Annotated in this window: 19 protein-coding genes and 1 tRNA gene; 5 read left to right on the forward strand and 15 right to left on the reverse strand. The window is 46.9% G+C overall.

Annotation, left to right across the window (positions count from 1 at the left end; translation table 11 throughout):
• Positions 1–70: 70 nt before the first annotated feature.
• Positions 71–589, forward strand: coding sequence for a DUF4364 family protein (locus tag ACTNEN_RS07790; RefSeq protein ID WP_441205619.1), 519 nt, complete (start codon positions 71–73; stop codon positions 587–589).
• A gap of 259 nt (positions 590–848) precedes the next feature.
• On the opposite strand, the gene ACTNEN_RS07795 is transcribed toward ACTNEN_RS07790, so the two are convergent.
• The 5 genes from ACTNEN_RS07795 to ACTNEN_RS07815 form a co-directional block, all read right to left on the reverse strand.
• Positions 849–2198 carry an aminotransferase gene (locus ACTNEN_RS07795; RefSeq protein ID WP_441205620.1) on the reverse strand — a complete coding sequence of 450 codons (1350 nt, stop codon included), beginning with the start codon at positions 2196–2198 and terminating at the stop codon, positions 849–851.
• Between the two features lie 176 nt (positions 2199–2374).
• The gene (locus tag ACTNEN_RS07800) at positions 2375–3124 is read right to left on the reverse strand and encodes a tetratricopeptide repeat protein (RefSeq protein ID WP_441205622.1); all 750 of its coding nucleotides are present in this window, start codon (positions 3122–3124) and stop codon (positions 2375–2377) included.
• A gap of 31 nt (positions 3125–3155) precedes the next feature.
• Positions 3156–3593 (reverse strand): dUTP diphosphatase, encoded by a 438-nt coding sequence (locus ACTNEN_RS07805; RefSeq protein WP_441205623.1) that lies wholly within the window; start codon positions 3591–3593, stop codon positions 3156–3158.
• The gene (scpB, locus tag ACTNEN_RS07810) at positions 3556–4350 is read right to left on the reverse strand and encodes an SMC-Scp complex subunit ScpB (RefSeq protein ID WP_441205624.1); all 795 of its coding nucleotides are present in this window, start codon (positions 4348–4350) and stop codon (positions 3556–3558) included. Before scpB ends, ACTNEN_RS07805 begins: the two co-directional genes overlap by 38 nt.
• Positions 4350–5153, reverse strand: a complete 804-nt coding sequence (locus ACTNEN_RS07815) for a segregation and condensation protein A (protein ID WP_441205626.1) — start codon at positions 5151–5153, stop codon at positions 4350–4352. The genes scpB and ACTNEN_RS07815 overlap by 1 nt, the downstream gene beginning before the upstream one ends.
• 365 nt (positions 5154–5518) lie before the next feature.
• Between ACTNEN_RS07815 and ACTNEN_RS07820 the strand changes: the two genes are divergently transcribed.
• The gene (locus tag ACTNEN_RS07820) at positions 5519–5722 is read left to right on the forward strand and encodes a helix-turn-helix domain-containing protein (protein WP_441205627.1); all 204 of its coding nucleotides are present in this window, start codon (positions 5519–5521) and stop codon (positions 5720–5722) included.
• A gap of 156 nt (positions 5723–5878) precedes the next feature.
• On the opposite strand, the gene ftsH is transcribed toward ACTNEN_RS07820, so the two are convergent.
• The 6 genes from ftsH to leuB all read right to left on the reverse strand — a co-directional run bounded on the left by ftsH (position 5879) and on the right by leuB (position 15359).
• Positions 5879–8095, reverse strand: coding sequence for an ATP-dependent zinc metalloprotease FtsH (gene ftsH, locus ACTNEN_RS07825; RefSeq protein WP_441205629.1), 2217 nt, complete (start codon positions 8093–8095; stop codon positions 5879–5881).
• Between the two features lie 195 nt (positions 8096–8290).
• Positions 8291–9580, reverse strand: coding sequence for a DUF1015 domain-containing protein (locus ACTNEN_RS07830; RefSeq protein ID WP_441205631.1), 1290 nt, complete (start codon positions 9578–9580; stop codon positions 8291–8293).
• 87 nt (positions 9581–9667) lie between these two features.
• Positions 9668–11647 carry a sodium-translocating pyrophosphatase gene (locus ACTNEN_RS07835; protein WP_441205633.1) on the reverse strand — a complete coding sequence of 660 codons (1980 nt, stop codon included), beginning with the start codon at positions 11645–11647 and terminating at the stop codon, positions 9668–9670.
• A 149-nt stretch (positions 11648–11796) separates the two neighbouring features.
• Positions 11797–12966, reverse strand: a complete 1170-nt coding sequence (locus ACTNEN_RS07840) for a phosphoglycerate dehydrogenase (RefSeq protein ID WP_441205634.1) — start codon at positions 12964–12966, stop codon at positions 11797–11799.
• Positions 12963–14051: a 3-phosphoserine/phosphohydroxythreonine transaminase gene (gene serC / locus ACTNEN_RS07845; RefSeq protein ID WP_441205636.1), complete on the reverse strand. Its 1089-nt coding sequence runs from the start codon at positions 14049–14051 to the stop codon at positions 12963–12965. The genes ACTNEN_RS07840 and serC overlap by 4 nt, the downstream gene beginning before the upstream one ends.
• A 213-nt stretch (positions 14052–14264) precedes the next feature.
• Positions 14265–15359 (reverse strand): 3-isopropylmalate dehydrogenase, encoded by a 1095-nt coding sequence (gene leuB, locus ACTNEN_RS07850; RefSeq protein WP_441205638.1) that lies wholly within the window; start codon positions 15357–15359, stop codon positions 14265–14267.
• A gap of 195 nt (positions 15360–15554) precedes the next feature.
• On the opposite strand from leuB, the gene uvrB reads away from it, so the two are divergent.
• Positions 15555–17540, forward strand: coding sequence for an excinuclease ABC subunit UvrB (gene uvrB / locus ACTNEN_RS07855; protein WP_441205640.1), 1986 nt, complete (start codon positions 15555–15557; stop codon positions 17538–17540).
• On the opposite strand, the gene ACTNEN_RS07860 is transcribed toward uvrB, so the two are convergent.
• On the reverse strand, positions 17530–18777 hold the full coding sequence (locus ACTNEN_RS07860) for an acyltransferase family protein (protein WP_441205641.1): 1248 nt from the start codon (positions 18775–18777) through the stop codon (positions 17530–17532). The two genes, uvrB and ACTNEN_RS07860, sit on opposite strands and share 11 nt — an antisense overlap.
• A gap of 4 nt (positions 18778–18781) precedes the next feature.
• Positions 18782–19642, reverse strand: coding sequence for a MurR/RpiR family transcriptional regulator (locus tag ACTNEN_RS07865; RefSeq protein WP_441205642.1), 861 nt, complete (start codon positions 19640–19642; stop codon positions 18782–18784).
• Positions 19643–19819: 177 nt separating this feature from the next.
• On the opposite strand from ACTNEN_RS07865, the gene ACTNEN_RS07870 reads away from it, so the two are divergent.
• Positions 19820–19891: transfer RNA gene (locus ACTNEN_RS07870), tRNA-Arg, on the forward strand.
• A gap of 89 nt (positions 19892–19980) precedes the next feature.
• Here the strand turns inward: ACTNEN_RS07870 and ACTNEN_RS07875 are convergent.
• Positions 19981–21231, reverse strand: coding sequence for an SPFH domain-containing protein (locus tag ACTNEN_RS07875; RefSeq protein ID WP_441205643.1), 1251 nt, complete (start codon positions 21229–21231; stop codon positions 19981–19983).
• A gap of 214 nt (positions 21232–21445) precedes the next feature.
• Between ACTNEN_RS07875 and ACTNEN_RS07880 the strand changes: the two genes are divergently transcribed.
• Positions 21446–22132 carry a Crp/Fnr family transcriptional regulator gene (locus ACTNEN_RS07880; protein WP_441205645.1) on the forward strand — a complete coding sequence of 229 codons (687 nt, stop codon included), beginning with the start codon at positions 21446–21448 and terminating at the stop codon, positions 22130–22132.
• Positions 22133–22199: 67 nt separating this feature from the next.
• Here ACTNEN_RS07880 and brnQ read toward each other — a convergent pair whose 3' ends face one another.
• Entirely contained in the window at positions 22200–23330 is a 1131-nt protein-coding gene (gene brnQ, locus ACTNEN_RS07885) for a branched-chain amino acid transport system II carrier protein (RefSeq protein WP_441205646.1), read from the reverse strand.
• Positions 23331–23435: the final 105 nt, after the last annotated feature.

Consider the following 23435-nt stretch of genomic DNA (forward strand, 5'->3'; position numbering starts at 1 on the left):
GCAATCATTCTTTCTTCCTGATAAGATAAAGAGACTTGAGCAGCTCATGCTCTTTCTCAAAGGAGAATGTATGATTACCGAACCCCTGACTCTTTATAAGCTGATGATTCTATATCTGTTAAAATCCGTAAACTATCCTCTCACCAACAATCAGCTGAGCGGATTTTTTCTGGATTATGAATATACCACATATTTTACCCTTCAGCAGGCAATTTCCGAGCTGGTAGAAGCCAAGCTGATTACCGCGCACTCCTCCCGCAATTCCACACGCTATGAGATTACACGCGAGGGCTCTGATACCCTGGAGTTTTTTAAGGGCGAAATCACCAGCGGCGCAATTGAGGATATGGACCGGTTTCTTAAGGAAAACAAAATCCGTTTACGTGCCGAGTCCTCTAATTATACCGACTATTCTGAAACCGATGATGGTAATTATATTGTCCAGATGGAGGTACGTGAGGAAAACTCTATCCTCTACTCTCTGGAGCTTAATGTCCCGGATAAGGAATCTGCAGAGCTTATGTGCTCCCGCTGGTCGGAAAAAAATCAAAAAATTTATGCTTATATCATAAAGCAGCTCCTGGGTTAAACCGATTAATCTATCGATATGTCCTATATACCGCTCGCCTGATAAGGAAAACTCTTTAGGCAATGTAAAATCAAACCAGCTGGAAACGATAAACAGAACGATAAGCAGATGCAAAAATATAAAGTATTAAGGCAATCCTGTTAAAGCTTAGGACAGTAAAAGCTCCGCGGAAAAGATCACTGGATCATCCTCGGAGCTTTTTTTATGCTGATTTCGATATTTCTTTTTCTTTTATCAAAACCGGACATTCTGTCCGATATCAGGACTGCTTAGATGCATCCTCTGATTTTACTGTACTCTCAGCCTTCACTGCTGTACCTTCCTGCATCTCACGGAGAAGCTTTTCAGCACTGACAAGCTTTACGCAAAGTGTAAAAAGCTGTGCCGCAGTCCTAAGATCCTCAATCGGTGGATAGGTTGGTGCAATACGAATATTACTGTCATGCGGGTCTTTGCCGTATGGGAAGGTTGCACCTGCAGAGGTCAACTTAACTCCTGCCTTCTTGCACTTATCAACAACCGCCTTGGCACAGCCGTCCATGGTCTCAAAGCTTATAAAATAGCCTCCCCTTGGTTTGGTCCAGGAACCGATTCCAAGGCCTCCCAGGTTTTTCTCAAAGATATCCTCCACCATTTCAAACTTCGGACGGATGATATCCGCATGCTTCCTCATATGCTCCACCATGCCATGGATATCCTTAAAAAACCTTACATGGCGCAGCTGATTTACCTTGTCATATCCAATTGTCTGATGCTTTAATTGGTTACGGATATCCTCCAGATTATTGGATGATGTGGCAAGCGCTGCAATACCGGAGCCCGGGAACGTAACCTTGGAGGTAGATGCAAACTTATATACAAGATCAGGATTTCCTGCCCGCTTGCACTCTGCAAGAATCTCAATCAGGTAGTCCTGATCATGATCATAGAGATGATGAATGCCATAGGCATTGTCCCAGTAAATACGGAAGTCCTTCGCTGCCGGCTTTAATCTTGCAAAGCGTCTCACTGTCTCGTCAGAATAGCTGTATCCCTGTGGATTAGAGTACTTCGGTACACACCAGATGCCCTTGATTGCCTCATCCTCAGCAACCAGCCTCTCTACCATATCCATATCCGGACCGGTTTCCGACATAGGCACATTGATCATCTCAATGCCGAAATATTCGGTGATGCCAAAATGACGATCATATCCGGGTACAGGGCACAGCCACTTAACCTTATCCAGCTTGCACCAGGGCGTGTTGCCCATTACGCCGTGCGTCATAGAGCGGGAAATGGAATCGTACATTACATTGAGCGAGGAATTGCCGAAAATCAGGATATTATCCGGATTGTTTTCCATCATATCGGAAAGCAGTACCTTTGCTTCCTCAATGCCGCCCAGTACACCATAGTTACGGCAGTCTGTACCATCCTCACAGTACATATCCGCATCTGAATTGAGCGCGTCCATAAGTCCCATGCTGAGATCCAGCTGTTCCTTACAAGGCTTGCCGCGGCTCATATCCAGGCTCATTTCCATAGACTGATATCTGCTGTACTCCTTTTTAAGCTGAGCAAGCTCCCCTTTTAGTTCCTCTCTGGTCATCGTATCGTATGTCTTCATCCTATCCTCCCGCTTCTGCCAAAGAAAGTCCCATAGAAAACCGTATGGTTAGATGCAGTATATACTTAATTTCCACCGCTTTCAAGTGCCTACTTTTGCTTTCATTTCAGCTTCCTTGGTGGAATATACGCTGGTTTACAGAATTAACTCATATGATTCAGCAGTTCATCTTAAGCTCAGGAAGCAGTTTTTGCTGCTGCACTTGTCTCCTCTGTCGAACTGCTGCCAGTTCCACTGCTGCCCGTCTGACTGCCTGCCTGACCATCTGCTGCCTGACTGCTTTCCGAGGTATCCGCCTTGCCGCCTGACAACAGTGCATTATGCTTCAGCGCATCCACACGCGTTTCCAAAAAGCTTAATTCCCTCTTGGCTTCCTCATCTCCCGGATACATACCTAGATAATCGGTAAAAGCATCATAAGCTGACTGCCACTGCGCTGTTTTTTCAAGATACACCGCCTCGTTAAACAAAAGGTCTCTGTCGTTTTGCAGACCTGCATCACGTGCCTTGTCCAGATCTGCGCGAGCAGTCTCAAGATCCTCCTCATTAAGCGCCGTAGCAGCATCCTGTATCAGCTTTTTAGCATCGATCTGTGTCTGCAGCTTCTGATATGTCTCATTTTTCCCATCAATTTTGGTGAGAATGTTGACCGTCTTTTGTGCTGCCGCAAGATCTCCCGTCATGTACTCTGCCTCTGCCCGGTAGAGAAGGATATCAAACTGCACCTTGGAAATCTGCCCATTGCTTTCGTCCAGTGCCTTATTAAGCGTTGTGATGGCATCCTGATAGTCGCCCTTTTCCAGCTGTGCGATTCCCTCCAGTCGTAATTCCTTTGCCTTACTTCCGCAGGAGCTCATGGTACCAAGTATCATAAGTGCACAAGCAGTGGCAAAAAGCATTCGCCGGAGCCTTGGTCTCTTTTTCATCTTCTGCCTCGTTTTATCATCTGTTTTCCTCTTACTGTCTGCCTGTACTTCCAAATCCTCCCCGGTCCGTGTTTCCAAGAGAATCTGTTTCTTCAAAGCGGATGACAGGCTGATGCTCCAGGATGCGGAACTGGCAGATCCGGTCATTGATCTGAATTTCCGTATCTCTCGTTGCATACACAGGCATACGGATAATATCATTGTCACCGCAATAGCTCTCGTCGATAACCCCGATAGAATTTGTCTGGATCAGACCGTAATTTTTAAATGTGGAGCTTCGGGGAGCGAGGATCATTTCATATCCATCCGGCACCTGTACGGAAATCCCCATGCTGATGAGTCGAAACTCACCCTTTTTCATCTTTACATGCTCGGCGACTCGTAAATCAATCCAGTCACTTTTGCCACCGATATATTGAAGCTTTGATATCTCATTGCTGTGATAATGTATCCGTATTGTCTTTTCCATCCTGTTTTACTCCATTTTCACTTGTCCCGGCTGTTTCCATCTGTCCCGGATCCTGTATTTCCCCGGTTTCCGGGCTTTTTTCCACAGCGGATTCCGGATCCTCATTCTGTGCATTGGATTCCTGTTCGTCCGTCGTTCCCAGTACGTTTTTTACTTCATCCTGCACTTCCTGCTCAATTTCTGCCTGCACCTCCGGGTTCAGTCCCGGGAGCTCCTCCAGACTGGAAACTCCAAATCTTCTGAGAAATTCCTCTGTCGTAGCAAAAAGCGTCGGCCGTCCCGGGGCATTGAGTCTGCCGACCTCCTCCACCAGCTCATATTCCACAAGCTTATTGACGGCATGGTCAGATTTTACTCCACGGATTTTTTCTATCTCCGCCTTGGTCACCGGCTGCTTATAGGCAATAATCGCCAGAGTTTCCATCACCACCTCCGTGAGAACCGGCTTCCGCGGCTGCTTGGCTACCCGGATTAACGCATCATAATACTCGGGCGCGGTGCACATCTGATACCGGGTATCAAGCTGCAGGATACGGATACCGCCATTTCGTTTTGCATACCTGTCCATCAGGCGCTTTACCGCCTGCTCCGCAGGCTTTTTACCAAGCTCCAGTGCTGCCGCAATCTGATCCAGCGACACAGACCTGCCCATTGTAAAAAGCAGCGCTTCGATCGTATTTTCCTCCCGGAGGAGCTCGTCGGAGTATTCCCGGTCAATCTGGTCTGCTATTTTCTGTTCCTTCTCATCCAATCCCATCAGTTGAAATCCTCCAGACCCTGAAGCTCAAGTGCATCATCTTCGACAGTATCTCCGCTCTCCACTGTGGTAATGTCCATATCCGCAAAAGGTCTCTCCTGTACCAGCGTAATTTTACCCATCTTCATCAGCTCAAGAATTGCCAGGAAGCTGATGACCACATCCATTTTGTCCTTCTTTTTCCGGACCATATGCCGGAATGAGAAATGCCGGTGGGACCGCGCATACTTAAGCACATCAACAATCCTGCCTTCAAGACTTACCTTCTCCCTCTTAATGACGCCAAACTTGGAACGCAGCTGATCAATCGAGTCTTCCTTACGTTTCATCACATCATTAAAGAGCTTTCCCAGCTTTTCCAGGGTGACATTTTTAAGAAGCTCATCAAGATTGATCGGAGGTACATACTTTTCCACCTCCTTGGGAATCGTTGGATCCTTATAAAAACGAAGCCCTGCTTCATCTTCCCTTTGTTCCAGCACTTGTCCCATATACTTATACTTTTTATATTCCAGAAGTCTCTCAACCAGCTCTGCCCGGGGATCAATTTCCTCCCCTTCTTCATTCACTTCCTTAGGAAGCAGCATTTTGGACTTGATTTCCAAAAGCGTCGCCGCCATAACGAGGAAATCCGAAACAATCTCAAGGTCTTCCTCCTCCATCTGGCTGATATACTCCATGTATTCCGCAGTAATCTGTATAATGGGAATATCAAAAATATCTATTTTGTCCCGGTCAATCAGATGGAGTAAAAGATCCAGAGGACCCTCAAAATGTTCCAGCTTAAATGTTAGTTCTTCCATATTTTCATGATCCCTGTTAAAAATCCGACCCTATATATTTACCATAGAGAACTATCACAACGCAACATGGATCTCTGTGTGAATTTCAAATCCAGAGTCAATGCTTTAATAATATTATAAAATCTATTAATTTATTTGGATGTAATTGCATTACTAATGTTATCTCATTAAAGACAGTGATCTCCTTATATGAGATGTTTTTCTTTGATTGTGCAAGATTTTTTACATCTAAAAGGTCCAAATCCTTATGCATTTTATTAATTGTTAAGTTAAATTTGTTCTGATAAATTATTAATGCAGTGGATTTCTGTTTTAGCAGGACTCCCCCGAACCTATCAAACCGAACAACTACCTAAGGAGGTCTCATGATTTCTTACAGTCCCTTCTGGCAAACGCTTGCTAAGTCCGAGGTCAGTCAGTATCAGCTGATAAAGTTCCATAACATCTCAGCAGGACAAGTCAATCGTCTCAGAAACAATCTTCCCGTCTCTACGGAAACAATCCGACATCTTTGCAGCATATTAAAATGTAATGTGATGGACATTATGGAGTTTATCCCATCAAGCTGAAGTAAGGTATTTCATATGATCTGTCATAAAGAAAACTGCCTGCCAGACTTCCGGACAGACAGTTTTCTATGTATGCTATGTGGTATTTGATATTGCTCTACGCATCATCACCGGGCATTTTCTGTGCCTTAAGAAGCGCCCCATCTCAGTCTCTGATCAGTCTCCAGATTTAGATGGATCGTCGGTCTTTGAATTATGCTCCGTATCCTTTGCATCTGATAAGGCTGACTCCTGAGCACCTGAAGCATTTTCTGCAGGTGCAGCAGCTGTATCATCCGCAAAATGCGTGTAAGCTGCTCTTACCTCCTCAAAGCTTCGCTTGCCTCCACTTGTATTCTGCTCAGCCTTACGCACGTCTGCTTCCAGCGCCTTAGCTCTTTCCTGAATGTTCTCTACCCCGGAGCCACCGTCCGACACCTCAGGATGGTTACCGGATACAGCAGCATCAGGGCTCTGACCCGTAGCTGCAGCATGCTCTCTTTGCACATCATGGAGGATCTGCATAAACTCCTTACCGGTGATGGTTTCCCTCTCAATCAGAAACTCTGCAATCCGGTCCAGCGCATAGCGGTTCTCGCTTAAAATTCTTTTTGCCTCATTATAGCAGGATTTCAGCAGGCTGCTGACCTCCTTATCGACCTCTGTAGCAGTATCATCTCCGCAGTTCATAACCGTCCTGCCGGTAAGATACATATTTTCCTGTGTTGCCAGACCCATCAGTCCAAAGCGGTCGGACATACCGTACTGCGTAACCATCGCACGGGCAATCTTGGTTGCTCTCTCAATATCATTGGCTGCACCGGTTGTCACGGTATCAAAGACAATTTCCTCCGCAGCCCTGCCTGCCAGAAGCCCGACAAGCATGGCTAGCAGCTCGCTTTTTGTATTGAGGTACTTCTCCTCCTCCGGAACCTGCATTACATAGCCTAACGCACCCATGGTTCTCGGTACAATCGTAATCTTCTGCACCGGCTCGGAATCCTTTTGGATCGCGGAAACAAGCGCATGCCCTACCTCATGATAGGACACAATTCTACGTTCCTCCTGGCTAAGGATCCGGTCCTTCTTTTCCTTACCAACAAGCACAACCTCAACCGCTTCAAACAGATCCGCCTGAGAGACCTTTGATCTGCCATGCTTCACAGCGGTAATGGCTGCTTCATTTACCATATTGGCAAGATCCGCGCCTACAGCTCCCGAGGTTGCCAGCGCAATCTCGTTAAAATCTACAGAATCATCCAACTGGATGTCCCTGGCATGTACCTTTAAAATATTGACACGTCCCTTTAAATCCGGCTTTTCCACAATGACGCGTCGGTCAAATCTGCCGGGTCTCAGCAACGCAGGATCTAAAATCTCCGGACGGTTTGTCGCTCCCATAACCATGATGCCCTTGGAGGCATCAAAGCCATCCATCTCGGAAAGCAACTGGTTCAGCGTCTGCTCCCGCTCATCATTACCACCGTAACGGGTATCACGGGTTTTACCAATTGCATCAATCTCATCTATAAAGATAATGCAGGGTGCCGTTTGCGAAGCCTGCTTAAATAAATCTCTTACACGGCTTGCACCGACTCCGACAAACATTTCTACAAAGTCAGAACCAGAAAGAGAATAAAACGGAACCTGTGCCTCACCGGCAACTGCCTTGGCAAGCAAGGTTTTACCGGTCCCCGGAGGGCCTACCAGCAGTGCGCCCTTAGGGAGCTTTGCTCCAACCGCCTTATATTTTGCAGGATTATGCAGGAAATCCACAATCTCAATCAGGCTTTCCTTTGCCTCATCTTCACCGGCAACATCCTTAAAACTGACGCCGGTTTCCTTCTGCATATACATCTTGGCTGTGGATTTGCCGACTCCCATCACTCCGCCGCCACTTCCCATCCGCTTCATGGTCATATTCATGATCACAAAAAGCAGCACAAACGGAAGCACAAGTCCGATCAATGTCTCCATGATATAGCCGGTATTATCAGGCTTGTTTTTATAAATCACGACATTATGCTTCAGCATCCGGTCCACAAGATTTGCAGCATCTGCATTGACCGGCACCACATAAAAGGTCATGTTGCTCTGGTTTAGAAACTGCTGGTACGTGTTAGACGTGCCGATGCTGTTGTCAAGCGCATTATATTTAGGCGTGATTGTGATCTGGTTATCTCCCCAGCGCACCTCTTTTACCTGGTCGTTATCCACCATCTGGATAAACTCAGAGTAGCTCAGCTCCTGACTTACCCCGGATACAAAAAACTGCCTTACCATTGTATATATAAAGAAGGTAACGACTGCCGCAATGATCAGAATCAGAAATGTCTGCCCTGAATTGGTATTTCGGAACCTTCCACCATCGCCTCTGTTGTCATTATTATCCATCCATATCTCCTGTTTTGCGCCTGGTATTTAACTGTCATAAAATAAAAACAGTTTTCAATTTATTATACGGGGCATAGTCGGATAAATCAAGGTGACTGTTATGAAATAAGTGTAAACTTAACCTCAGGAAGCAGCCGCTTTATGTACCTGCCCCCAGGTTAAAACATCCCCGGGCAGCTTACGATCACGCTGCAATCACCTTTCAATGCGATGTAAAAAGATACCGCTTCTAAGCTTAGGTTCAAACCAGGTGGATTTCGGCGGCATAAGCAGTCCATGATCTGCCACATTGAGAAGCTCCGAAATACTGGTCGGATGCATTGCGAATGCAACTGCCGGACCTGTTTCCTCCAGCGTTCCATCCATGGCATGCTGATACGTGTAGCGGCTGACTCTTTTTTCAAGCTCCTTAAGTCCCCGGATTCCTCCGACAAACTCAATTCTCTGATCCGTCCTCGGATCACCGATGCCGAGAAGCGGCTTCAGAATCTCATCCTGTAAAAGCGAAACATCCAGCGTTTTAACAGGGTCCTCGCTTCTCTCCTCCATAAGAGCCTCTCTCTCCCGGATCAGAAACCATTCTCCACCCAGGTACATGCAGATCTCGCCCTTCACTCTCGGTTTAAAAGCTTCCTTAATATGAAATACCTGGAAGTTTTCCTCGATGGAAATCATAAAATCTTCCGCCGAATATCCATTGAGATCCTTCACAACCCGATTGTAGTCCATGATCTTAAGCTCTTCATCAGGAAAGAGTACCGACAGGAAATAGTTAAATTCCTCTGAGCCATCATAATCCGGATGTTCTGCCCTTCTCTTAAGCCCGACCTTCACTGCCGAGGCTGCTCTGTGGTGTCCATCCGCAATATAGGTTGCCGGAATCTCAGCGAAATATCCCTGCAGTCTGTTGACCGTATCCGGATCCGATATTCTGAAAACTCTGTGGCGAATGCCATCCTCTGAAGTAAAATCATATAGGGCTTCGGTCTTCTTGGTCTCCGTTACAATGTCATTTATTTTGCTTTCGCCTCGATACGCAAGGAAAATCGGACCCGTCTGGCACGAGCAGACATCCACATGATGTATTCTGTCCTGCTCCTTCTCGGCAACCGTATTTTCATGTTTCTTACATACATTGTTTAAATAATCATCAATCGAAGAGAGCGCCGCGATCCCTGTCTGCGTTCTGCCGTCCATGGTAAGCTCGTAAACATAATAGCATGGCTCTGCATCCTGGATAAAAACTCCATCCCGGATTTCCTGATCCAGCATCTCAGATGCCTTTTGATATACCTCCGGTGCATACATATCCTGCCGCTCCGGAAACTGTGTCTCCGGACGATCAATATTAAGGAAGGAAAGCGGTTTGCCCTGCACGGCTGCTCTAGCCTCTGCCTGGGAATACACATCATACGGAAGCGCTGCAACCTGCTCTACATATTGAGCTGCCGGTCGTATCGCGCGAAATGGTTTAATCACTGCCATGAACTCTGCTCCTTTACATAAAATAACTTATACCTTTTAAAATAGCCTGCCGGGATGGACCCGGCAGGCTTGATTATACAATTTAGATTAAAGGATACCGCCTACACTTAAGAAAAGTGGCGCAAATACCAGAGAAATAATCGTCATCAGCTTGATAAGGATGTTAATGGATGGTCCGGAAGTATCCTTAAACGGATCACCTACGGTATCACCAACAACTGCTGCCTTGTGCGCTTCGCTGCCCTTACCGCCATGATGTCCTTCCTCGATATACTTCTTGGCATTATCCCAGGCTCCACCGGAATTGGACATAAAAATTGCCATCATAACGCCTGCAACAAGTGCGCCGGCGAGCAGTCCGCCGAGAGCTTCCGGTCCCAGCAGCAAACCTACTGCGAGTGGAGCAAATACCGCCAGCACTCCCGGGATAATCATTTCCCTGAGGGCTGCCTGTGTGGAAATAGCTACACAGGAGGTATAGTCCGGACGGGAGGTTCCGGCAAGAATCCCGGCATCTGCATGGAACTGCCTGCGTACTTCCTCAATCATCGTATATGCAGCTCTGGAAACCGAACTCATCGTAAATGCGCTGAAAAGGAACGGCAGCATGCCGCCAATCATAAGTCCGATCGTAACACGGTTATTGAGGATATCAATGGACTTGAGACCGACTGCCTCTGCATAGGAAACAAACAGTGCCAGCGCTGTAAGCGCCGCAGAGCCAATCGCAAAGCCCTTACCCATGGCTGCTGTAGTATTTCCAACCGCGTCCAGCTTATCTGTGATATCCCGGACAGACTCATCCAGACCGGACATCTCGGCAATACCACCAGCATTATCCGCGATCGGTCCATACGCATCTACCGCAACAGTAATGGCTGTTGTTGAAAGCATACCTACAGCAGAAAGGGCAATGCCATACAGTCCCATCACCTGGAAGGAAATAAAGATACCTACACAGATCAGAAGCACCGGGATTGCTGCAGAGCGCATACCAACAGCAAGACCTGAAATAATATTGGTGCCTGCTCCGGTCTCGGACTCCTTGGCAATCTCCTGTACCGGCTTGTAGTCTCCGGATGTGTAATACTCGGTAATCATACCAATCACAAGACCGACCAGAAGTCCGGAGATAACCGCAACCGCGGCGGAAATGGTATGGAAGATCATAACAGAAAGAACAACCGAAATCACAAGCACCAGAGCACTCGCAATATACGTGCCACGGTTCAGGGATTTGTGCGGATCCATCTTATCATCGCCCTTGACAAAAAAGCAGCCGATGATGCAGGCAGCCAGTCCGCAGCCAGCAAGAAGCAGAGGATACAGGGCCCCCGCAACCTGATAATAGGCGATTCCCAGAGTCAAGGCAGAAACCAGCGCGCCGACGTAAGACTCAAAAAGATCCGCACCCATACCGGCAACATCACCGACGTTGTCACCAACATTATCCGCAATAACAGCAGGATTTCTCGGATCATCCTCCGGGATGCCCGCTTCTACCTTACCTACAAGATCCGCTCCAACGTCCGCAGCCTTAGTGTAGATACCACCTCCAACACGGGCAAACAATGCAATGGAGGATGCGCCAAGGGAAAATCCGGAGAGCACTCCTACATTTCCTGTAATAAGATAAATAAGAGAGACTCCGACTACACCGAAGCCTGCAACGCACATGCCCATAACCGAACCACCTGCAAATGCAATCTGAAGTGCATGATTCATGCCATGGGTCATCGCTGCATTTGCTGTCCGGACATTGGCCTTGGTTGCAACCGTCATACCGAAATATCCTGCAAGTGTTGAAAACAGCGCTCCAAACACAAAGCAGACTGCAGTAACCCAGGATCCGGTTCCCAGTCCGATTGCTACAAACAGCACGGCAACAAAAATAATCAGAATCTTATATTCCGAAAAGAGGAATGCATGGGCACCCTCGGAAATGGCTCCGGCAATTTCCTTCATCCGGTCATTTCCCGCTTCTGTTCCGGAAACTCTGCCTGCCTGATAGCCGGCAAAGATCAGTGCCAGTACACCCAGCACCGGAACAACAAATAAAATATTCATACTCTACGCCTCCTGATAATTTCACATTCAGCTCAGCAAATGTGTGTTAACATAATAACATACAAAGCCTGTTTATCAAAGCCGCATCATTGTATTTTATCGCATAAAGCGGGCATCTAAAGGCAGAGCCCTTCGCAAAGCTTACCTACTTACTTGATTTTCCTTACTCTCAGGATCCCCTCAATCTGCTGCAGGTTGGTAAAGCCCTCATCTGTAAGATGTCTGTCAATATCCATCAGTGTGTATGCATACTGACCGCGGGATTTGTTCTGCATGCCTGCAATATTGATGCCGGCATCTCCCAGAGCTCTTGTAATCTGTCCCAGCATGTTGGGCACATTTCTATGGAGGATCGCGATTCTGCCATCGGTCTGGCAGATACCCATTTCTGTATCCGGGAAATTAACGCTATGGTGAATGTTTCCGTTATCCAGATAGTCCTGAATCTCTTCAACCGCCATCACCGCGCAGTTATCCTCTGCTTCCTCGGTGGATGCACCAAGGTGTGGCAGTACAACCGCTCCGGGCATATTGGCAACCTTTGGGTTAGGGAAATCGGAAACATAGACCTTAACCTTGCCCTGTGACAGCGCTTCCGCCATATCGTCATCATTCACAAGCGTATCTCGTGCAAAGTTGAGGATCCGCACACCATCCTTCATCTGCTGGAAAGCCTTTTTGTTAAGCATTCCCTTAGTGGAGTCCGTTGCCGGCACATGGATCGTAAGATAATCGCACTTGGCAAACAGTTCCTCGGTGAGCGCAGTGTGATGCACCTTCTGCGAGAGATTCCATGCGGATGCTACAGAGAGATAGGGATCATAGCCGTACACCTCCATTCCGAGATCAACCGCCGCATTGGCTACCAGTACACCGATTGCTCCAAGCCCGATGACGCCAAGCTTCTTACCCTTGATTTCCACACCGGCAAAGTTCTTTTTTGCCTTCTCCGCCTTTTTCTGAATGTCCGGATCCTGTGCATTGGCCTTTACCCAGTCAGCTCCGCCCAGGATATCCCGGCTTGCCATCATGAGTCCTGAAATCACAAGCTCCTTTACGGCATTGGCATTGGCGCCTGGTGTATTGAATACTACAATGCCATGCTCTGCGCAGTCGATCAGAGGGATATTATTAACCCCGGCTCCTGCACGCCCGATCGCGCGCAGAGTCTTTGGAAATGCCATGTCATCCATATCCTGAGATCTGACGAGGACTCCTGCTGCTTCCTCCATCTGGTCAACGAGTGTGTAGCCCTTACGGAATTTTCCGGTTCCGACACGACTGATATTGTTTAAGCAAAAAATTTTACGGTCCTTCATGCCTTATGATTCTCCTTTTCAAACTGATCCATAAATTCAACAAGCTTTACGACCCCTTCATATGGCATTGCGTTGTAGAGCGATGCTCTCATACCTCCGACGGTGCGATGTCCCTTGAGGTTTTTAAAGCCTGCGGCAGAGGACTCTGCAATAAACTTTGCATCGAGATCCTTATCTCCTGTAACAAAGGGAACATTCATAAGAGAACGATCTTTAGGTACTACCGTTCCATGGAACATGCGGGACTGATCAAGGAAATCATACAGCACCTTGGCTTTCCTTTCATTCCGCTCCTTCATAACCTCAAGTCCGCCCATCTCCTTAAGCCACTGGAATACGAGCCCGCAGATATAAATATTGTAGCAGGGCGGGGTGTTATACATTGATCCCTTGTCTGCGTGAGTCTTATAACGGAGCATGGTAGGTGTAAACGGAAGTACATCCTCCCGGATCAGATCCTCCCGGATAATGACAATCGTGACGCCTGCCGGACCTACGTTTTTCTGTACGCCGCCCCACACAATGCCATAGCGGGAAACATCCATCGGCTCGGAGAGAAACATGGAGGATACATCTGACACGAGGTCCTTGCCCTTGGTATCCGGAAGTTCCCGGATTGTTGTGCCATAGATGGTATTGTTCTGGCAAATATATACATAATCCGCATCCTCATCAATCGGAAGATCCGAAAGGTCCGGAATATAGGTAAAGTTTTTATCCGCAGAGCTTGCAACAACGTGCACCTTGCCATAAAGCTCCGCTTCTTTCGCGGCCTTCTTAGCCCAGTTTCCGGTTACAATGTAATCCGCAACCTTGTTTCGCATGAGGTTCATCGGCACCATCGCAAACTGTGTGTTTCCACCGCCCTGGAGAAACAGTACCTTATAGTTATCAGGGATCCCCAGCAGCTCCCGGATATCCGCCTCACACTGGTCGATGATATCCTGGAAATCCTTGGAACGATGTGACATCTCCATGACAGACATTCCGCACCCATGATAATCCAGCATCTCTTCCGCTGCTTTTCTGAGGACCTCCTCCGGCAGAACTGCCGGACCTGCACTGAAGTTGTAAACTCTGCTCATATCCATATCTCCTTTGGCAAAGATATAATTATACATTATACCTCTTATGATTTATATTCCTTTTCGGATATGATGCTATAATACCACCGTTTACATTTATATACATAATAAATATTTTTTATGTATTCACATTAGTACAACATAAAAGAGCTCCCGTCACTGTGACGGAAGCTCTCCTGCAATCATGCTAAAAAATAAATTCAACCTGCCAGGTTACCGGATCCTTGCGGCAACCTGGTCTCCCATCTCCGAGGTAGACAGCCGGGTCAGCCCGGAAACACCATCCTCCATAATATCCGCAGTGCGTAAACCAGCCGTCAAGGTTTCCGCTACAGCTGCCTCCACAGCATCCGCCTCTTTGCTTAAATTAAAGGAATACCGGAGCAGCATGGCAGCAGACAAAATGGTAGCCAGAGGATTGGCAACATTGAGACCGGCAATATCAGGTGCAGATCCGCCACTCGGCTCATAAAGTCCAAAACTATCCTCACGGAGAGATGCGGATGGAAGCATTCCCAGGGATCCCGCAATCTCTGCCATCTCATCTGACAGAATATCTCCAAACATATTTTCGGTCACGACCACATCAAACTGTCCGGGATTTCGTACCAGCTGCATCGCTGTAGAATCTACCAGGGCATGATCGAGTGCAATATCCGGATGCGCCTTGCCTACCTCTATTACAATTTTCCTCCAGAGTCTGGAGGAGTCCAGCACATTGGCCTTATCTACAGAGGTTACATGGCACTGTCTCTTGGACGCAATTTCAAATGCCTTTTCCGCAATCCTGCGGATTTCATAATCATGGTAGACCAATGTATCTGTGGCGACCTCTACCCCGTCGACCACTTCCGTTTTGCGTGTGCCGAAATACAGTCCGCCCGTCAATTCCCGGACCATCATTACATCAAAGCCCTGATCGGCAATGGACTCTCTGAGCGGACATGCTTTTTTAAGCTCCGGATAGAGATGTGCCGGTCTTAGATTGCAAAAGAGACCAAGCGATTTCCGAAGCTTGAGAAGTCCTGCCTCCGGACGCTTCTCCGGCGGAAGCTCATACCAGCTGGACTGTCCTACCTTCCCTCCAATGGAGCCCATCAGCACAGCATCCGCGCTCTTGCAGATTTCAATGGTTTCATCCGTAAGCGGCTCGCCATACGCATCAATGGAGCATCCTCCCATCAGTACCCTTTCAAAGCAAAACTTATGTCCATAGACCTTTGCCACCCTTTCAAGCACTTTCTGCGCTTCACGTACAATTTCCGGACCAATACCGTCTCCGGGGATAGTTACAATTTTAAAATTCATGATACGACTCCTTTTTATATCAGCATTATTTTGACAGTATAATAGCGTATTTATGTATCGTCAGTGTACACTGCTTTTTCCATAAAAGCGAATAGCTATCTTTTATGGCTGTCATGCACATTCAGTGGTATAATTCCTTTACTTAAATCGCCTTTATTGAAATTATTGTCACACACGAATCACATGGAGCATGCAATGGAACATCATTCATTTAAATTACATTCCGACTACAAGCCCACCGGAGATCAGCCACAGGCCATTGACAAGCTGGTGCAGGGCTTCCGGGAAGGAAATCAGTTTGAGACCCTCCTGGGTGTCACCGGCTCCGGCAAAACCTTTACCATGGCAAATGTCATAGAGAAGCTGCAAAAGCCTACGCTGATTATATCGCATAATAAAACCCTTGCGGCACAGCTCTACTCGGAAATGAAGGAATTTTTCCCGGAAAATGCGGTAGAGTATTTTGTATCATATTATGATTACTACCAGCCGGAGGCATATATGCCGGCGACAGATACATATATAGAAAAGGACTCGGATATCAACGACGAAATCGATAAGCTCCGGAACTCCGCCATGGCATCCCTGTCGGAGCGGAATGATGTCATCGTGGTTTCTTCCGTATCCTGTATCTATGGTCTTGGTGCACCAAACGAATATCTCAATATGGCAATTTCTCTGAGACCCGGACAAAACAGAGACCGCGACGATTTCTTACGGCAGCTCATCAACATCCAGTACAACCGAAATGATATTGACTTTAAGCGTGGCACCTTCCGTGTTATGGGCGATGTTGTTGATGTATTTCCAGCATCCGAGGGAGAACAGGCATATAGAATTGAATTTTTTGGCGATGAGATCGACCGGATCCAGCTGATTGATGCACTGACCGCCAAAGCCAAGGCAACGCTTGAGCATGTGATGATTTTTCCGGCAAGTCCCTATGTTATCCCTCAGGAAAAGCTCAATCTTGCATGCAATAATATCCTTGCGGAAATGGAGGAACGGGTAAAGTACTTTAAATCCGAGGATAAGCTGATCGAAGCCCAGAGAATCGCGGAACGCACCAATTATGATGTGGAGATGCTCAAGGAAACCGGATTCTGCTCCGGAATTGAAAACTACACACGGCATCTCAATTTCCAGAAGCCCGGGGAACCGCCCTATACATTGATGGATTATTTTCCAGATGATTATCTCATTATCGTGGATGAGTCGCACATTACCCTGCCTCAGGTACGCGGTATGTACAATGGAAACCTTTCCCGCAAAATGACACTCGTAGATTATGGATTCCGTCTGCCATCGGCACTGGACAACCGTCCTTTAAATTTCCAGGAATTTGAGCAGAAAATTGATCAGATGATGTTTGTCTCAGCCACTCCGGGCGAGTACGAAGCAGATCACGAGCTGCTAAGGGCGGAGCAGATCATCCGTCCTACAGGTCTTCTGGATCCTAAAATTGAGGTCCGCCCTACAAAGGGTCAGATTGACGACCTGATTTCCGAAATCCATAAGGAAACCGACAAGCAGCATAAGGTTCTTGTAACCACCCTTACCAAGCGTATGGCGGAGGATCTCACGAAATATCTCAAGGAGGCAGACATTCGCGTAAAATATCTGCATTCTGACATTGATACACTGGAGCGGGCTAGCATCATCCGGGACATGCGTCTCGATAAATTTGATGTACTTGTGGGAATCAATCTTTTAAGAGAGGGTCTGGATATTCCGGAAATCACGCTGGTCGCCATCCTCGATGCGGATAAAGAGGGTTTTCTGCGTTCGGAAACCTCGCTGATCCAGACGGTAGGCAGAGCCGCCCGAAATGCGGAGGGTCATGTCATCATGTATGCTGACACCATTACAGAGTCTATGGATCGTACGATTGAGGAAACCAACCGCCGTCGGAAAATTCAGGAAAAGTATAATGAGGAGCATGGCATTACACCGACCACCATTAAAAAGGCGGTTCGGGATCTGATTTCCATCTCCAAGGCAGCCGACGCCGATGATGTCAGGGGAATCTCCAAGGATGTGGAGTCCATGACACATCAGGAGATCGACAAACTGATCCGGGAACTCACCAAAAAGATGCGGGCTGCTGCTGCCGAGCTTAACTTTGAGGATGCCGCACGCTACCGGGATAAAATTGACGAGATCCGTAAAGCTAAGACATAATTTCTGTTTTCTTACCTGTCATCCTCCGGATACTCTGCTGTAAAAAGCATAAGCTCCGGTGAATCAGGATACAGATTCCCAATGTGATGATAAAAATAAACGCTGCATATAAAAAGGCATACAGGATCGCTCCCTGCGTGCCATCTGCAGCAAGCTTTTCTTTTATCTCAGGCTCGAGCTCGATGATTCTAAGCTTCTGTACGATCATATAATGCATAAGGAAGATGGGATATGTATAGAATCCCAGGCGTACAATCAATCGTTTAACGAGTTCCGGTATCCTTTTTAGCGGCAGGGACAGCACCATTCCGCTGAGGCCCACAGAGCTTAAAAGTCCAAGCCCGCTCAGCCATGTACAGTAGTAGGTATCCTCTTCCATCTCGGCAACGCTTCTGCCCGCAGCAAGTCCTTTATAGGTATATGTAAACTGCGCCTTCCAGAGAAGCAGCATTACGACGATATAAAAGGCTGCAAAAAAAAGAAGCAGCCGGATCTGCCTTTGGCATCCGCCATGCCTTGTATCGGGGCGCTCCGACACCTGCGCTCCACTTAAAATCCAGCGGGATTTCCTGACAAGCTGATACAAAAGATATCCCAGCATGCAGTATACCGGCTGAATCGGGATACCCTTTGGTATATAAAGCTGTATCGGAGGTGCTTCCTGCATGGTGATATCCGTCATCAAAAGACGAAGCAGCGTGATTCCGGAAAGAAATGCCATCCATTTCTCCATATCCGCCCGGATCATGGCAAGCAGGATGGGAAGATAAATCATAACTGCTCCATAGCTTAGTACAAACCACAGATGCTCCGTATATTTGCCAAATACTCCCGCATCAAATGCCAATATGCCAAGTACGATATTCCGCAGATTGCCAATAAGCTCCGTCTTACGTATACTTTGCCACAGCGTTGTTACTGTACCATTGTCCGCCGGGCTTGCAAGCCAGGCTCTGAGATACCCAGTCACAATAACAAGCACAAACGCCGGCAGTGCCACGCGTTTAAAAAAGCGGCTCCAGGATCTCCGGATTGTGGAGTGACTGCTTAAAAAGAAACCACTGATCAAAAAGAAAATCCCGACTGCCGGTGTAACCAGTCCGTTAATGAGCAATGCTCCGCGATTTAGGTTTGCTCCTGTGAAATCAAACGCCTTGATATGGTTCATGATTACGAGGAAGCAAGCCACAATCCGGAGCAACTCGACATTGATGTCTTTATTTTTATAATCTGTCATAAACTCAGTTAAATGATTTATCCGCGATTGCCTTGGAAGTCTTTTCCAAATAGGCAGAACACCTCTTGTAATGCCTCCTATAATACTCTGAATACATGATATCTACAAGGAAAAGCTGACTGATTTCCGCCGACGTGGATCCACTCTGCAGTGTACCCTCATTCGCTCCGCAAAGCAGGATGATATCCGCGTATTCTGTAAGCGGTGAGCGGTTAAATCTTGTTATGACGATCGTTCTTGCTCCTGCTTCCTTTACGAGACGCGCAATTTCCACCGTATCCTTTGTCGCACCGGAATAAGAAAAGATCACTGCCACATCATCAGGACTCATTGTAGCCGCGGTCATCAGCTGCACATTTACAACCTCATTGCAGTAGACCTTCTGCTCAATCCTCAGGAACTTGTTCATCGCCTTCATCGCGGTAAGCATAGAGGTTCCGGCACCAAAAAAGATGATTTTCCTTGCACCGGAAAGCAAATCCATTGCGGCTGTCATCTGTTTCAGATCCAGCAGGGAATACGTTTCCTGAATCGCAGAAATATTTTCTGTCAAAACCTTTTTTGCAAGTTTGGAGATATCATCCTCCAGCGTAATATTACGCTCGGAGGTCTCGGTAATATCCTCGTCCGTTGAACGCATCGACAATGAGAGCATCATCTTAAACTCCTGATACCCCTTGACATTCATGGTTTTGCAAAAACGGAACACCGAAGTGTCTCCTACATTGCATGCCTCTGCGAGATCCGAAATTGACATAAAGAGTACTTTATTGGGATTGGCAAGAATATAGTCCGCGACCTTCTTTTCTGCTTTGGTAAACTGATTGTACGCGGACCGGATTTTGGTAAGATAATCTTCCTGCATATATGCCACCTTTTCTTAATTTCTTAGAGTTAGTTTAGATAGAAATAAAATACATATGTTTACTTTCATAAATATAGCATAAAAGAAAAATGTTTTCAATGTAAATGGTGACAGGAAAATTTCTCTTTTAATAGCACTTGTCATTTTATCCGGAATGTCGTATACTATACGGGTCAAGTTCTTGTAGCTTAATGGATAGAGCGCTGGCCTCCGACGCCAGTAGTGGCGGTTCGAATCCGCCCAGGAGCATTTTAATATGAGCTGCTGCAGTTTCGTTTACAGAAATTGCAGCAGCTCTTTTATGCTCTCCTTTACTATTTTAAGCTGCCCTGTCCGTTTTATTGCTGATTCCTGGGTTTTCCGCAATTGGTACAGAAATTTCCTATATTCTGCGTGCCGCAGGAGCAGATCCAGGCCGTGGGTTCAGGTTTAGCCGTACCACAGTTTGAGCAGAAATTTCCAGCATTTTGATTACCGCACTTAGGGCAGATCCAGCTTCCCGGCTGCATTTTTGCAGTCCCGGTGCTTTCAGGCATTTGATCCGGTTTTTCCGGGGCCTGTGGTTCTCCGACTCCGCTTTGTCCTCCCATCTGATAAAGGCTTGCTGCATTGATGCCGCCGGTCATATTTGCCATATTTAAGCCTGCAAATGCCATCATTGGACCGGCATTTTGATTTTTAGCCGCATCCTGCATTGCCTGCGCCTGTGCAGCTGCAAGCGTTGCTGCCGCCATCTGCGGGCTGCGGAGCGTTGCGTTCATCTGTAATGTCTTGATCTTCTCTGCATCCTCTTCCGAAATCGTTGCGGAATTTATGCCAAAGGATGTGATTTCTATCCCGTAAAGTGTGCCCCAGGTCTTACTGAGCTCTGCATGAAGCACCCTGGTGAGTTCCCCGGTATAGGCAGGCAGCTGGGAGTACCGTACTCCTTTCATGGAAATCTCGGCAAACACCGGCTGTAATGCAGTTAACAGCTCGGATTTTAACTGGCTGTCAATACGGTCTCTGGTAAAATCCTCACTTACATTGCCGCAGACCTTTTTATAAAACAGGATCGGGTCAGCGAGATGGTAGGCATATTCACCATGACACCGTACCGCCACATCCGTATCCAGTCCGATATTTGCATCAATCACACGGAACGGAATGGGACTCTGTGTCCCATATTTATTGCCGATAATATCTTTTGTATTAAAATAATAGATTCTCTGATCTTTAGCAGTATCTCCGCCAAAGCCGACACGTTTTTTCCATGTATTAAAGGAATCCACAATTCCCTTTTGCAGTCCGCCATAAAAAATCGACGGTTCCGTTGATGCGTCCCATACAAACTCGCCCGGCTCGGCACTGACTTCAACAATCGCTCCATTATCCACAATGATCATGCACTGGCCTTCATTGACCGAAATCACAGATCCGTTGGTGATAATATTGTCCGTCTTCTTTGTATTAAAGGATTTTTTCTGCTGTCTGGGGATGCCTTTAGTAACAAGAATATCCTCATTGAGTGCACTTGCGTAGAAATATTCACGCCACTGATCTGCAAGTACCGTGTCCAGAGAGCCCTTTGCAACACGTAAAAGTCCCATATTCGTCTCCTTCTTTTGTCATAATTAAATGCACGATGTTGTCTTATCTCATTATAAGCTTTGCCAGGGAGAGGGACAACTGCAAGTTTTTCATCTTCCGGGTTTTACGGATCAAGTTGATTGATACCGGAATCAGATGATCTTATTTGCTGATTTTTTCTTTTTCTGATACTATTTTTATAGAATATTACTATAAAAGGATCGAGGTTAAGATATGTTAATGCAAACAGCAGCCAGACAGCTCACGGAATGTCCGTTGTTCCACCACATGCAAGCCGATGAAATCATTCATTCACTCGAGGACAGCGGCGCTCATATCCAGCAATATGAAAGAGACAGCTTTGTGTTTCATCAGGAGGACGAGCCCAAATATGTTCTGGTTCTTTTATCCGGAATGGTCGTGGTCGGGCGGACCTCCCCCGAGGGGCGGAGGTCCGTTATGGCGACCTTTACAGAGGCAGGCGAGCTGTTTGGAGAGGTATATGCCTTCCTTGGTCATGGCTTTGACTGTTTTGCAACCGCTCAGAAAAAATCAGAGATTCTGGAAATACCAATCAGCTATTTCCGTGAAGTAACTCATGTCGACGAACTGAAAAGCAGGATGATCTATAATCTAATGTGTGTCTTTGCTTCCAAGGCATACTATCTGAATCAGCGGATTCAATCGGTAACCGGAGCAACACTCCGGCAAAAGCTTGCCAAGGCGATTTCTCTCCCGACCTTTCAAAACGCGGACGGGCTCTTTGCCATGAAGCGTGAAGATCTGGCGGATTTTGTCAATGCAGCAAGACCCAGTGTGTCCAGAGAGCTTAACAACATGCAGGAGGATGGACTTATTTCCATAGAAAAAAACGGGATCCGCATTGCAGATCCCGAAGCATTTTTTGAGCTGCTGCCATAGGCTCATGAGAGCTTTTTCAGTCTCCCGTCAAATTGATGGAGGTGATGGCATAGTTTTTTCCTTTTAATTAAGCCTTATCATCCGGATTCCGTTTCCGGATCAGACCATAAATAATCAGCGCAATGGAGATCGGGCACATGACCTTTAAGATCGGGAACGAGAAGCTCAAAATCCTGTAAAGGCCTGCACTGGAAACCACAAAGCTGAATATTGCAAATATAAAAAGCCATGTCCGGTACGTAACCATAGGTACAAGGCGGTTAAAATATTCGGAACAGCTGGATAAAAGGCCGCAGCATACATCAAAGCATGCGATTAGAAATACCAGACCGCAGAGAATCTGTCCTGCCGGTCCAAAGCACTGAAGGATTGCATAGGTAAGTATGCCTGCACCGGTTTCTCCTTCCTTGAGAAGCCCGGGGACTGCGCTCATGACTGCTCCGATATACGCTGTCGCAAAATAGATTCCGGCAAGCATCAGACCGGCGATGACCCCTGCCTTAATCGTTTCCCTTGCAACTGCTTTACGATCCGTCACACCAAAATCCCGGATATTTACAGCAATAACCAGACCGAAATTCAGCGCGGCAAGTATATCCATTGTCTGATATCCCGTAACAAAGCCGGTGACAAATGGTGCATCCCTATACCCCTCCGTATTTGGCGCTGAAACAGCCGCCGGGATCTTGATCAGTACAGCAGCAAAGACACTTCCGATAAGTACAACCAGAACCGGTGTCATAATCCTGCCGAGGAGATCCTTAAGCTTATGTGGTTTCATTGCGACTAAGGTTGCCAGACAGAAAAATATCAGGGAATACAGCACCCTTGCCAGAAACATCCCCTGCGCATCCAGTGAGAGGAATGGAGCCGCCGCCATTTCAAAGGAGGTGCTCGCAGTCCTTGGGATTGCGACAAATGGTCCGATCATAAGACAAATCAATACCGTCCAGGCAGATGCAAACCATGGATGGATGTAGCTTCCAAGCTTCATAAGATTATCATGCTTTGCAACGGCAGCAACCGCAAGTATTGGAAAAACCACGGCGGTAACTGTAAGTCCTGCCATCGCCTGTATGGTATTGCTGCCCGCCTGCGCTCCGAGAAGCGGTGGAAAAATCAGGTTGCCTGCGCCAAAAAACATGGAAAACAGCATAAATCCAATTACCAATATCTGATGTACTTTTAATTTCTGCATGATGTACTCCCCTCATATCGATATATTCTGATAGTATAGCAGATTATTATAGAAGTGTTAACTTTTAGTTATCCTGTACTTTACATATACTTAAAGGGAGAATCT

Source organism: Oribacterium sp. HCP28S3_H8, assembly GCF_052064775.1.
GTDB lineage: Bacteria > Bacillota > Clostridia > Lachnospirales > Lachnospiraceae > Oribacterium.